2 protein-coding genes are annotated in these 14,456 nt (G+C 74.8%); both read left to right on the forward strand.

The features are described 5' to 3' along the window. Window position 1: 1 nt before the first annotated feature. On the forward strand, window positions 2-10,561 hold the full coding sequence (locus ACZ466_RS45685) for an SDR family NAD(P)-dependent oxidoreductase (protein ID WP_464041954.1): 10,560 nt from the start codon (window positions 2-4) through the stop codon (window positions 10,559-10,561). Window positions 10,562-10,568: 7 nt separating this feature from the next. Further along, on the forward strand, window positions 10,569-14,447 hold the full coding sequence (locus ACZ466_RS45690) for a type I polyketide synthase (protein WP_464041955.1): 3,879 nt from the start codon (window positions 10,569-10,571) through the stop codon (window positions 14,445-14,447). Window positions 14,448-14,456 lie beyond the last annotated feature (9 nt).

Here is a 14,456-nt window from a genome sequence, read left to right on the forward strand (position 1 = left end):
GATGGCGAACGAAGACAAGCTTCTCGACTACCTCAAGCGGGTCACGGCCGACCTGCACCAGGCGCGCGAGCGGCTGCGCCGGATGGAGGACGCGGAGCAGGAGCCGATCGCCGTCGTGTCGATGGCGTGCCGGTACCCGGGGGGCGTGCGGTCGCCCGAGGACCTGTGGCGGCTCGTCGACGCGGGCGGCGACGCGATCGGGGACGCCCCCGGCGACCGCGGCTGGCGGCTCGGGGACGTCCTCGGCGAGGAGTACGCCCACGAGGGCGGGTTCGTCGAGGACGCCGCCGACTTCGACGCGCGGTTCTTCAGGATCTCGCCCCGCGAGGCCGCCCTCATGGATCCGCAGCAGCGGCTGGTCCTGGAGGTGAGCTGGGAGGCGCTCGAACGGGCCGGCCTCGTGCCCGACCGCCTGCGCGGGACACCGGTGGGCGTCTTCGTCGGCAGCGGCGGCCAGGACTACTCGACGCTCCTGGCCTCGTCCCCTGAGGCGGCCGCGTACCTGAGCACGGCCAGCGCCGGCAGCGTGATCTCCGGGCGGGTGTCCTACACCCTGGGTCTGGAGGGCCCCGCGCTCACCGTCGACACCGCCTGCTCCTCCTCCCTGGTGGCGCTGCACGTCGCGTGCCAGTCGCTGCGGCAGCGCGAGTGCGCCCTGGCGCTGGCCGGCGGGGTGAACATCATGTCCACCCCCGCGCCGTTCGTGGCGTTCAGCACGCAGAGCGGGCTGGCCAGGGACGGCCGGTGCAAGGCGTTCTCCGACGCGGCCGACGGCACGGGCTGGGCCGAGGGCGTGGGGATCGTGGTGCTGGAGCGGCTCTCGGACGCCCGCCGCAACGGGCACCGGGTGCTCGCGGTGGTGCGGGGCAGCGCGGTGAACCAGGACGGCGCGTCCAACGGGCTGACCGCGCCCAACGGCCGGTCGCAGCAGCGCGTCATCTGGCAGGCGCTGGCGAACGCCGGGCTGACCGCCGAGCAGGTCGACGCCGTGGAGGGGCACGGGACGGGGACGACCCTCGGCGACCCCATCGAGGCGGAGGCGCTGCTGGCGACCTACGGGCAGGGCCGCGCGGGCGACCGCCCGCTGTGGCTCGGGTCGGTGAAGTCGAACATCGGCCACGCGCAGGCGGCGGCGGGCGTCAGCGGCCTGATCAAGATGGTGGAGGCGATGCGGCACGGGAGGCTGCCGCGCACGCTGCACGTCGACCGGCCGTCCACGCACGTCGACTGGTCGGCGGGCGCGGTGCGGCTGCTGACCGAGCCGCGCCCGTGGGAGCCGGGTGAGGACCGGCCGCGCCGCGCCGGGATCTCCTCCTTCGGCGTGAGCGGGACCAACGCGCACATGATCGTCGAAGAGGCGCCGCCGGAGGACGCGCCCGAGACCGCCGGGGACGCCGGCGGCGAGCGGCGGTGGCCGGCCGGCGGCCTGCCGCTGCCGGTGTCGGCGCGCGGCGAGGCGGCGCTGCGCGCGCAGGCCGGCGGCGTGCTGGCGCTGCTGCGGTCGGGAGCCGACCCGGTCGACGTCGGGATGTCCCTGGCGACGGCGCGGACCGCGTTCGAGGACCGCGCCGTGGTGGTGGCGGACGACCGCGCGGCCGCCGAGGCCGGACTGGGCCTGCTGGCCGAGGGGCGGAGCGGGCCCGAGGTCGTGCGCGGCGCGCCCGGCGACGGGCTGTGCGCCGTGGTGTTCCCGGGCCAGGGCTCGCAGCGGATCGGGATGGGCCGGGACCTCGCCGCGGCCTTCCCCGTGTTCGCGCGGGCGCTGGACGAGGTGTGCGCCGAACTCGACGCGTCGCTGCCCGAGCCGCTGCGGGCGGTCATGTGGTCCCGCCCGGACCTCCTCGACCAGACGCGGTACGCCCAGTGCGCGCTGTTCGCGGTCGAGGTGGCGCTGTTCCGGCTGATCGAGTCGTGGGGCGTCGTCCCCGACCACCTGGCCGGGCATTCGGTCGGCGAACTGGCGGCGGCGCACGTTGCGGGCGCGCTGTCGCTGGCGGACGCCTGCCGGGTGGTCGCGGCCCGCGGCCGGCTGATGCAGGAGCTGCCGCCCGGCGGCGCGATGGCCGCGGTCGCCGCCGCCGAGGAGGAGGTCGCGCCGCTCCTGGACGGCGGCGCGGAGATCGCCGCGGTGAACGGCCCGGCGTCGGTGGTGGTGTCCGGTGACGAGGACGCCGTGCTGGCGGTGGCCGGCGCGCTGGAGGCCAAAGGCCGCAAGGTGACCCGGCTGCGGGTCTCGCACGCCTTCCACTCGGCGCACATGGACCCGATGCTGGCGGAGTTCCGCGCGGTGGTGGAGTCGGTGACCTGGGAGCGGCCGCGCATTCCGCTGGTGTCGACGGTGACCGGCGAGGCGGCCGGCGCCGAGATCGCCGACCCCGCGTACTGGGTGGAGCAGGTGCGCCGCCCGGTGCGGTTCCTCGCCGCGGTGCGCTCGCTGGAGGCCGCGGGTGTCACGACGTTCGTGGAGGCCGGCCCCGGCACCGCGCTGTCGGCCGCCGGACGGGGCTGCCTCACCGGCGAGGGCGCCGGCTTCGTCCCGCTGCTGCGCAAGGAGCGCGCGGAGCCCGAGTCGGCCGTCCGCGCGCTGGCGGAGCTGTGGACCAGGGGCGTCCCGCCGGACTGGGAGGCACTGTACGACGGGACCGCGGCCCGGCCCGCCGACCTGCCGACCTACCCCTTCCAGCGCCGCCGCCACTGGGTGGACACGTCCTCCGGCGGCGGTGACGTCCGCGCGGCGGGACTGTCGGCGGCCGAGCATCCGCTGCTGGGCGCCGCGGTGTCCCTGGCGGGCTCCGACGGCGTGGTGCTGACCGGCCGGCTGTCGGTCGAGACCCATCCCTGGCTGGCCGAGCACCGGGTGGGCGGCACCGTGGTGCTCCCCGGCACCGCGTTCGTGGACCTGGCCGTGCGCGCGGGCGACCAGGCGGGCTGCCCGCGGATCGACGAGCTCACGCTGGAGACGCCGCTGGCGCTGCCCGACCGCGGCGGCGTCGTGGTCCAGGTGACGGTGGGCGAACCGGACGAGCGGGGCGGGCGGCCGCTGTCGGTGCACTCCCGGCCCGACCGCCCGGACCACGACGGCCACGATGCCGCCTGGACCCGGCACGCCGGCGGCCGGCTCGGCGCCGCGGCCTCGCCGCCCGGCTTCGACCTGGGCGCCTGGCCCCCCGCCGCCGCCGAGCCCGTCGAGGTCGGCGGCGTCTACGACGAGCTGTCGGCCATGGGCCTGGACTACGGACCGGTGTTCACCGGGCTCCGGGCCGCCTGGCGGGACGGCGACTCGATCTTCGCGGAGGTGAGCCTGCCGGAGTCCGCGGCCGCCGACGCGGCCCGCTTCGGGCTGCACCCCGCCCTGCTGGACGCGGGCCTGCACGTGCTCGGGCTGTACGGGTTCGCCGGTGACGGCGAGGAGCCGGGAGCGGCCCGGCTGCCGTTCTCCTGGTCCGGCGTCTCGCTCTACACCACGGGCGCGACGGCCGCCCGCGTCCACCTGGTGCGCGACCCCGGCACCGGAGAGGTGGCGATGCGCGTCGCCGACGGCTCCGGCGCGCCGGTCGCCCTGGTGGAGACGCTGGTGACCCGGCCCATGCCCGTGGACCGGACGGTACGGGACGGCGGCGCCGCGACCTCGTTCTACCGCCTGACCTGGCAGCCCTTCCACCCCGCACCCGCCGGGCCGCTCTCCGTCGGGCACCTCGAAGGGCTCGGCGACACGATCCCCGCCGCGGTGGTGACCGAATGCCCCGGCGGAACCGGCGCGGACGCCGTCCGCACCGCGACCTCGCGCACGCTGGCCGCCCTGCGGTCCTGGCTCGGCGACGACCGCACCGCCGCGTCCACGCTGGTCGTGCTCACCCGGAACGCGGTGGCGCCCGGCGGGGACGCCGCGGCCCTCGACCCGGCGGCCGCGGCGGCGAGCGGGCTCGTGCGGGCGGCGCAGTCGGAGAACCCCGGCCGGATCGTGCTCGTCGACGCCGACGACGCCGCCACGGCCGACGAGATCGCCGCCCTGCTGCCCGCCGTGCTCGCCTCCGGCGAGCCGCAGGTCGCGGTCCGCGGCGGCGAGCTGTCGGTCCCCCGCCTCGCCCGGGCCCGGATCGGGACCGGCACGGGCCCGGGGCTGGACCCGGACGGCACGGTGCTGGTGACCGGCGCCACCGGATACCTCGGCGGCCTCGTCGCCCGGCACCTGGCCGCCCGGCACGGCGTCCTCCGGCTGCTGCTCGTCAGCCGCTCCGGCGCCGCCGCCGAGGGTGCCGCCGGCCTGCTGGAGGAACTGGACGCCCTGGGCGCCGAGGCCGACCTGGTGGCCTGCGACGCCTCCGACCGCGACGCCCTGGCGGCCGTCCTCGCGGGAATCCCCGCCGACCGCCCGCTGACCGCCGTCGTGCACGTCGCCGGAGTGCTGGACGACGGCGTCGCCACCGCGCTGACCGACGAGCGCCTGGACACGGTCTTCCGGCCGAAGGTCGACGCCGCGCTGAACCTGCACGAGCTGACCGAGGACCTCGGCCTGTCGGCGTTCGTGCTGTTCTCGTCCATCGCCGGAGTGCTCGGCGGCGCCGGGCAGGGCAACTACGCCGCCGCCAACGCCTTCCTCGACGCCCTCGCCGCCCGCCGCCGCGCCCATGGCCTCCCCGCCCTCTCCCTGGCGTGGGGGCTGTGGGCGCAGGACGCCGGAATGGCCGGAAGCCTCGACCAGGCCGACCGCTCCCGCCTCTCGCGCACCGGAATCCTGCCGATGTCCGAGGCCGAGGGACTGGCCCACCTCGACCTCGCCCTCGCCGGGAACGAACCGGCGCCGCTGCCGGTCAAGCTGGACGCCGCGGCCCTCCGCAGGCTGCCGGTCCTGCCGCCGGTGTTCCACGGCCTGTGGCGCCCCGCCCGCCCCGCGGCCGCGTCCGGCCTCGACGCGGCCGGGCGTCCCGCCGACAGGCTGCGCGCGCTGCCGGAGCAGGAGCGGACCGAGGCGCTGCGCGACCTCGTGGCCGCGCAGGTCGCGGCGGTCCTCGGCTACGGCTCTCCCGCCGAGGTCGACCCGTCCATGGCCTTCCAGGACCTCGGCTTCGACTCGCTGACAGCGGTGGACCTGCGCAACGGGCTCGGGGAGGCGCTCGGACTGCGGCTCCCCGCGACACTCGTCTTCGACCACCCGACCCCCGCCGCGCTGGCGGTGTTCCTGGAGGAGGAACTGACCGGCGTCACGGACGCGCCCGCCCCGGTCGCGCGCACGTCCGCCGCGACCGACGAGCCGATCGCCATCGTCGGCATGGCCTGCCGCTACCCCGGCGGGGTGCGCTCGCCCGAGGACCTGTGGCGGCTGGTCGACCAGGGCCGGGACGCGATCTCCGGCTTCCCCGCCGACCGCGGCTGGGACGTCGAGCGGCTGTACGACCCGACCGGGCGCCGGACGGGCACGAGCTACGTGCGCGAGGGCGGATTCCTGCACGACGCCGCCGACTTCGACCCGGCGTTCTTCGGCATCAGCCCGAAGGAGGCCCTCCTGATCGATCCGCAGCAGCGGCTGCTGCTGGAGATCACCTGGGAGGCGTTCGAACGCGCCGGAATCGACCCCGCGACGCTGCGGGGGACCGGCGCCGGGGTGTTCACCGGCCTGATGTACCACGACTACGTCGGCAGCAGCAGCACCGGCGCCATCGCCTCCGGCCGGATCGCCTACACCTTCGGGCTGCAGGGCCCGGCGGTGACCGTGGACACGGCGTGCTCGTCGTCGCTGGTCGCGTTGCACCTGGCCGCGCAGTCGCTGCGGCAGGGCGAATGCTCCCTCGCGCTCGCCGGCGGAGCGGCCGTCATGGCCACACCCGAGACGTTCGTGGAGTTCTCCCGGCAGCGCGGGCTGGCTTCGGACGGCCGGTGCAAGGCGTTCTCGGCCGCCGCCGACGGGACGGGCTGGGCCGAGGGCGCGGGCGTGCTGGTGCTGGAGCGGCTCTCGGACGCCCGCCGCAACGGCCACCCCGTGCTGGCGGTCGTGCGGGGCAGCGCCGTCAACCAGGACGGCGCGTCGAACGGCCTGACCGCGCCGAACGGTCCGTCGCAGGAGCGGGTGATCCGTCAGGCGCTCGCGAACGCCGGTGTGTCCGCGTCGGATGTGGACGTCGTGGAGGGGCACGGCACGGGGACGCGTCTGGGCGACCCGATCGAGGCCCAGGCGCTGCTGGCGACCTACGGGCGCGACCGCTCGGGCGATCGGCCGTTGCTGCTGGGGTCGGTGAAGTCGAACATCGGTCATGCCCAGGCGGCCGCGGGTGTCGCGGGCGTGATCAAGATGGTGCAGGCGATGCGGCACGGGGTGGTCCCCAAGTCGCTGCACGTGGACCAGCCCTCGGGCGAAGTGGACTGGTCGTCCGGCGCGGTGGAGTTGCTGACCGAGGCGGTGCCGTGGGACGTGGACGATCGCCCGCGGCGGGCCGGGGTCTCCTCGTTCGGCGTGAGCGGCACCAACGCGCACGTGATCGTCGAGCAGGTGCCGGAGGAGGAGCCCGCCGGGAAAGCAGAGCCCGCCGGGAGAGCGGAGCCCGCCGGCGCGGTGGTGCCGGTGCTGCCGTGGGCGGTGTCGGCGCGCAGCCCCGAGGCCCTGCGCGAGCAGGCGTCCCGGCTGGCGTCGTGGCTGGACGAGCGTCCCGAGCTGGATCTCGTCGATGTCGGGTTCTCGCTGGCGAGCACCCGTTCGGTGATGGACCATCGCGCTGTCGTGGTGGGCGGTGACCGTGACGAGGTCTCGCGTGGCCTGAGGGCGTTGGCGGAGGGGACGCCGGATCCCGGTGTGGTGTCGGGGACGGTGTCGCGCGGCTCGGTCGCGGTTTTGTTCTCGGGTCAGGGTGCGCAGCGGGTGGGCATGGGCCGGGAGCTGTACGAGTCGTTCCCGATGTTCGCGCGGGCTTTCGACGAGGTGTGCGCGGCGTTCGAGGGCCTTGTGCCCGAGTCGTTGTGCGAGGTCGTCTGGGAGCGGCCGGATCTCATCGACCAGACGGTGTTCACGCAGGCGGGCCTGTTCGCGTTCGAGGTGGCGCTGTTCCGCCTGGTCGAGTCATGGGGTGTGCGGCCGGACTTCGTGGGCGGTCATTCGATCGGTGAGCTGGTGGCCGCGCACGTGGCGGGGGTGTGGTCGCTGGAGGACGCGTGCAAGGTGGTGGCGGCGCGCGGCCGGTTGATGCAGGCGCTCCCGGAGGGCGGGGCGATGATCGCCGTCGCCGCCGCTGAGGAAGACGTCGCGGCCCTGCTGGAGGACGGGGCGGAGATCGCGGCGGTCAACGGCCCGGCCTCGGTGGTGATCTCCGGTGGCCAGGACGCCGTCGCATCGGTGGCCAAGGAGCTGGAGGCGCGAGGGGGCAAGACGACGCGGCTGCGGGTCTCGCACGCGTTCCATTCGCCGTTGATGGATCCGATGCTGGAGGACTTCGCCAAGGAACTGGCCGCCGTCGAGTTCCACGCCCCGCGTCTCGGGTTGGTGTCGAACCTGACCGGCCGCCTGGCCGACCCCGCCGAGGTCACGACCCCCGAGTACTGGGTGCGGCACGTGCGCGGAACCGTCCGATTCTGTGAGGGTGTCCGGACGCTCGAAGCCCAGGGAGTCCGCTCCTTCCTCGAATGCGGCCCGACCGGCGTGCTCACCGGGCTGGCCGAGGCATGCGTGCGAGAGGACGCCGCCACGCTGATCGCTCTGCAGCGCCGGGATCGCGAGGAGCCCCCCGTCCTGATGACGGCGCTCGGACGCGCCCAGGTCGTCGGCGTTCCGATCGACTGGGAGGGCGTCTTCGGCGGTACGGGCGCGCGGCGCGTCGACCTCCCGACCTACGCGTTCCAGCGCCGGCGCTACTGGCTGGATCTGGGGGCCGGCGGGGCCTCCCCGGCCGAGCATCCTCTGCTCGGTGCCGCCGTCGAACTGGCGGACTCGGAAGGGCTGCTGTTCACCGGGCGGCTGTCGTTGCAGACGCACCCCTGGCTGGCGGGCCACATGGTCGGCGACACCGTGCTCCTGCCCGGGACCGCGTTCGTGGAGATGGCCTTCCACGCCGGTCACCGCGTCGACCTGGCCCGCCTGGAAGAGCTGACGATCGAGGCGCCGCTGGTAGTGCCCGAGTCCGGTGGGGTCAACGTCCAGCTCGCACTGGCCGCCTCCGGGGAGGACGGTGCGCGGTTCTTCGCCGTGCACGCCCGTCCCGAGAACACGTCCGACGACACCTGGACGCGCTTGGCGACCGGGCTGCTCGCCCCGGGGGACGGAGCCGGCACCTCGTCGGCGGATCTGACCCAGTGGCCGCCGCCCGGGGCCGAGCCGCTCGTCCTGGAGGACTTCTACGAGCGGCTGGCGGACGCGGGCCTGAACTACGGACCGGAGTTCCGCGCCCTGCACCGTGCGTGGCGGCGCGGCGACGAGCTCTTCGCCGAGACGAAGCTCCCGGAGCGGGCCGATGCCGAGATCGACCGGTTCGGGATCCATCCGGCCGTGCTGGACGCCGCGCTGCACGTGATCGCGGCGGGCGATGCCTCCGGCGGGCGGACGCTGCTGCCGTTCAGCTGGTCCGAGGTTGACCTGCATGCCACCGGTGCCACCGACCTGCGGGTCCGGATCCGGCCTGAGGGGGAGGACACCGTGTCGGTGGAGGTCGCCGACGCCGCGGGCGCTCCCGTGGCCTCGGCGGCGGCACTGATACTGCGGCCCGTCGCGTTCGACCGGCTCGCCCCGGCGGCGGCGGGCGGGGCGCCCGACTCGCTGTTCCGCGTGGTCTGGGAGCTCGTCCCGGACGGGAAGGCGGCCGTGGCCGGGGGCGCAGAGCCGGTCGTCGTGCGCTTCGGCCCCGGAGCGGCCACCGCGGACGCGGTCCGCGCCGGGACCCATCGGATCCTGGACGTCCTGCAGGAATGGCTGGCCGACGAACGGTCGGACGAGGACAGGCTCGTCGTCGTCACCCAGGGCGCGGTGGACGCCGGTGACGAGGCGCCCGCCACCGACCTGCCCGGCGCGGCCGTGTGGGGACTGGTCCGGTCCGCCCAGTCGGAGAACCCCGGACGGATCGTGCTCGTGGACGTCGACGCCGACTCGGGGGACCACGCGGTCCCCTTGGCCCTGGCGGCGGGAGAACCGCAGGTCGCCATCCGGTCGGGTCAGGTGTACGTGCCGCGCCTGACCCGGGCCGAGCCCCTGCGGGAAGAAGACCCCGGTACGACGACGGCGGCGGCGGTGGGCTGGGACCCGGACGGGACCGTGCTCGTCTCCGGCGGCACCGGCACGCTGGGCCGGCTGGTCGCGCGGCATCTGGTCGTCCGGCACGGCGTCCGCCACCTGCTGCTGGCCGGTCGCCGCGGCGCCGGCACCCCGGGCGTCGCCGAACTGGTCGGCGAACTCGCCGGTCTCGGCGCGACCGTGACCGTCGCCGCCTGCGACGTCGCCGACCGGGACGCGGCGCGGCGGATGCTGGAGGGGATCCCCGCCGAGCATCCGCTGAGCGGGGTCGTGCACGTGGCGGGGGTGCTGGACGACGGGACGCTGCCCTCTCTCACCCCGGAACGCCTGGACGCGGTGCTGCGGCCCAAGGTCGACGCGGCGCTGAACCTGCACGAGCTGACCGCAGACCTCGGCCTGTCGGCGTTCGTCCTGTTCTCCTCGGCGGCCGGAGTGTTCGGCACCCCCGGCCAGGGCAACTACGCCGCGGCCAACAGCGTCCTGGACGCGCTGGCGCGACTCCGCCGAGAGCAGGGACTCCCCGGGCTTTCGCTGGCGTGGGGGGTCTGGGCCGGGGACGGGATGGCCTCGGCCCTGACCGGCGCCGACGCGCGCCGCGTCCAGCGCATGGGCATCGAGCCGCTCCCGGTGGAACAGGGCCTGGAGCTGTTCGACGCGGCCGCCGCAGCCGGTGATCCGGCGCTGGTGCCGGTCGGCCTGAACAGTAGGACGCTGGCCGCGCTCGGGGACGAGCTGCCGCCGCTGCTCCGCGGACTCGTCCAGGGAACGGCCCGGCGGACCGCCGCCGGCGCCGACGCCGGTGCGGCGCTGCGGGGCCGCCTGGCCGGGCTCCTCGCCGACGAGCGCGCGGCCGAACTGCTGGAACTGGTGCGCTCCACGGCCGCCCTGGTCCTCGGCCACGGGGAGACCCACGCCATCGAGCCCGACCGGGCCTTCAGCGAACTGGGCTTCGACTCGCTCAGCGGCGTGGAGTTCCGCAACCGGATCAACGCGGCGGCGGGACTCCGCCTGCCGGTCACCGTCGTCTTCGACCATCCGAACCCGCGGGCGCTGGCCCAGGCCCTCACCGTTGAACTCGACGCCGCCGAGCCCGGCGCCGAGGACGCCCGCGCGGCGGACGTGCGGGCGATGCTCCAGGCCATCCCGCTGGCGCGGCTCCGCGACGCAGGACTGCTGGACAGCCTCCTCGAACTCGCCGGAATCCACGACCGGGGCGGGAGCGCGAACGGCGGGCACGGCCCGGACGGCGGCGGCGAGCCGATCGACGGCGAGTCCATCGACGCGATGGACGCCGACAGCCTGGTCAGCCTGGTGATGGGCGGGAACGGCATCGACGACGCGACACGAGAGGGATGACGCTGCCATGACGAGTCCGGACGGAAAGGTCGTCGAGGCCCTGCGCGTCTCCGTCAAGGAGAACGAGCGCCTGCGGGAGCAGAACCGCAGGCTGGCCGCCGTGTCGCACGAGCCGGTGGCGATCATCGGCATGTCCTGCCGGTTCCCGGGCGGGGTGGGCTCGCCGGAGGAGCTGTGGCGGCTGGTCGAGACCGGAACCGAAGGGATCACCGAGTTCCCGGACGACCGCGGCTGGCCGGTCGACGACCTCTACCACCCCGAGCCCGGCCGTCCCGGCACCAGCTACACCCGGCACGGCGGCTTCCTGCACGACGCGGGCGAGTTCGAGCCCGCGTTCTTCGGCATGTCGCCCCGGGACGCGCTGGGAACCGACCCGCAGCAGCGGCTCCTGCTCGAGGGCGCCTGGGAGGCGTTCGAAAGCGCGGGGCTCGACCCCACCGGACTGCGGGGCAGCCGGACCGGCGTGTTCGCGGGAGTGATGTACCACGACTACCCCGGGAGCCACGGCTCGGGAAGCATCGTGTCCGGGCGGGTCGCCTACACCCTCGGCCTGGAGGGGCCCGCGGTGACGGTGGACACGGCCTGCTCGTCGTCGCTGGTCGCGTTGCACCTGGCGGTCCAGTCGCTGCGCCACGAGGAGTGCTCGCTGGCGTTGGCCGGAGGCGTGACGGTGATGGCCACGCCGAGCACCTTCGTGGAGTTCTCCCGGCAGCGCGGGCTGGCTCCGGACGGCCGGTGCAAGGCCTTCGCCGATTCCGCCGACGGCACCGTCTTCGCGGAAGGCATGGGGCTGCTGGCGCTGGAGCGCTTGTCGGACGCCCGCCGCAACGGCCATCGTGTGCTGGCCGTCGTGCGGGGCAGCGCCATCAACCAGGACGGCGCGTCGAACGGCCTGACCGCCCCGAACGGTCCTTCCCAGCAACGGGTGATCCGCCAGGCGCTGGCCAACGCCCGTGTGCCCGCGGACCAGGTCGATGTGGTGGAGGGCCATGGCACGGGGACGCGTCTGGGCGACCCGATCGAGGCGCAGGCGCTGCTGGCGACGTACGGGCGCGACCGCTCGGGTGGCCGGCCGTTGCTGCTGGGGTCGGTGAAGTCGAACATCGGTCATGCCCAGGCGGCGGCGGGTGTGGCGGGTGTGATCAAGATGGTGCTGGCGATGCGGCGCGGGATCGTCCCCAAGTCATTGCACGTGGAAGCCCCGTCCGGGGAGGTGGACTGGTCGTCCGGCGCGGTGGAGCTGGTGACCGAGGCGGTGCCGTGGGAGGCGGGGGATCGTCCGCGGCGTGCGGGGGTGTCCTCGTTCGGCATCAGCGGGACCAACGCGCACGTGATCATCGAGCGGCCGGCCGAGGAGACCGAAGCGTCCCAGGCCCGGTCAGGTCCCGAACCGGTGCCGGTCCCGTGGGTGATCTCCGCCCGGAGCCCGGCGGCGGTGCGGGAGCAGGCGTCCCGGCTCGCGACGCTCCTGGACGACCCGCACGGGCCGTCCGTGCTGGACGTGGGATTCTCCCTGGCCACGACGCGCGCCGAGTTCGATCACCGCGCGGTCGTGGTGGCCGAGGACCGGGACGGTTTCGCCCGCGCTCTCAAGGAGTTGGCCTCCGGTGCCGGAGTGCTCGATCAGGGGCAGGTGAGCCCCGGCCGGACGGCCGTGCTGTTCTCGGGTCAGGGCGCGCAGCGGTCGGGGATGGGCCGGGAGTTGTACGAGTCGTTCCCGGTGTTCGCGAGCGTGTTCGACGAGGTGTGCGCCGGGTTCGATGGCCTGCTCGATGAGTCGTTGCGTGAGGTCGTGTGGGAGCGGCCGGACTTGATCGATCAGACGGTGTTCACGCAGGCGGGCCTGTTCGCGTTCGAGGTGGCGCTGTTCCGCTTGGTCGAGTCGTGGGGTGTGCAGCCCGACTTCGTCGGTGGTCATTCGATCGGTGAGTTGGTGGCCGCGCATGTGGCCGGGGTGTGGTCTCTTGAGGACGCGTGCAAGGTGGTGGCGGCGCGTGGCCGGTTGATGCAGGCGCTTCCTGAGGGCGGTGCGATGGTCGCCGTGGCCGCCGCCGAGGAGGACGTCACACCCCTCCTGGAGAACGGTGTGGAGATCGCTGCGGTCAACGGCCCGACGTCGGTCGTGATTTCGGGTGACCAGGACGCCGTAGCCCCGGTGGCCGAGGCGTTGAAGTCGCAAGGGGTGAAGGCGACGCGGTTGCGGGTGTCGCATGCGTTCCATTCCGCGCATATGGATTCGATGCTGGAGGACTTCGCCAAGGAGCTGGCTTCCGTGCAGTCCCACGCTCCGCGTCTGGGGTTGGTGTCGAATCTGACGGGCCGGCTGGTCGAGTCCGACGAGGTGACGACCCCCGAGTACTGGGTCCGGCACGTCCGCGAGACCGTCCGGTTCTGTGACGCGGTTCGTGCGCTGGAGGCCGAGGGCGTGGCCCACTTCGTGGAGGTGGGGCCGTCGGCGGTGCTGTCGGCGACGGGGGCGGGTGAGTTCATCCCCGTGTCGCGCAAGGACCAGCCTGAGGTGTCGTCGGTGATCGGTGCGATGGGACGGCTCTGGACGCGCGGCGGGCCGGTGTCCTGGGCACCGGTGTTCGCGGGCACCGCCGCACGGCGCGTCGATCTGCCCACCTACGCCTTCCAGCGCCGCCGCTACTGGCTCGAGACTCCCGCAGCGGGCGTGTACGACGTGTCAGCGCTGGCCGCGGCCGTGCCCGAGTTGGAGGCGGAACGGCTGGGGCCTGACATCGGCGAGCTGCCCCCGGAGGAACGGGAGCTGCGGGTGCGGGAGATCGTGCTGGCTCTGACCGTCCGTGCGCTCGGCCACGCCTCGGCCGACGAGGTCGATCCGGAGCTCGGGTTCTTCGAGAGCGGTTTCGACTCGGCCACCGCGCTGGAACTGCGCGCCGCCCTGAACACGGCCACCGGGCTGGAGCTCGCGACCACGGTGGTGTTCGACTTTCCCACGCCGGACGAGCTCGTCCGGCACGTGCTGGCGGAGCTGGCGCAGAACCCGCAGGGGCCGTCCGGGCCCGCCCTCGGCTCGGAGGGCGACACGCTGAGCGCGATCTTCCGGGAGGCGGTGCGCGCGGGCCGCATGCAGCCGGGCTTCGACATGCTGGAGGCCGTCGCCGCGACCCGGCCGCGCGTCGACTCCGTCGGCGACCTCGACGAGGTGCCGCCGCCGGTGAGGCTCGCGGGCGGGCCCGAGCAGCCCGTCCTCTACTGCTTCCCGTCGCCGATGGCTCTCGCCGGGGTGCAGCAGTACGTGCGCTTCGCCGAACACTTCCGCGGCGTTCGCGAGGTGTCGGCGCTGCGGGTGCCGGGCGTCAATCGCGGGGAGGGCCTGCCCGGATCGATGCGGGCCGCCGTCGAGGTCTTCGCCGAGTCCGTGCGGCGCGACGCGGGGGACCGCCCCTTCGCGTTCCTGGGCACCTCGTCCGGCGGGATCCTCGCGCACGCCACCGCAGCCCACCTGGAGCGGCTCGGGCGCGGCCCGGAGACGGTGGTCCTGCTCGACACCTATGTGGTCTACAACGAGGCCACCAGGGCGGTCTGGGACAGCATGCTCTACGGCCTGCTCGAGCGGGAGTCGGAGCTCGGGCCGTTCACCGCGCCCCGGCTGTCGTCGATGGGGCGCTACGTCCGGCTGATCGGCGAGGAGGGGCTCGCCGGCCTCGACGCCCCCGTCCTCTTCGTCGGCGCCGAGGAACCGATCGCGCTGGCCGCGCGGGACGCGGCCGTGTCCGGCTCCGACGACTGGCGGGCCGTCTTCCCGGGCGCCGACACCTCGATCCGGGTGCCCGGCGACCACTTCACGATGCTGGAAGAGGCGCACGCCGCCACGACCGCCGAGGCCGTCGATGACTGGCTGCGCGGCAGCCGCGGCTGACCCGGACCC

Source organism: Actinomadura rugatobispora, assembly GCF_055379765.1.

Coding starts and splice junctions, on each gene's coding strand:
- ACZ466_RS45685 (WP_464041954.1), top strand. CDS start 2: ATGGCGAACGAAGACAAGCTTCTCGACTACCTCAAGCGGGTCACGGCC.
- ACZ466_RS45690 (WP_464041955.1), top strand. CDS start 10,569: ATGACGAGTCCGGACGGAAAGGTCGTCGAGGCCCTGCGCGTCTCCGTC.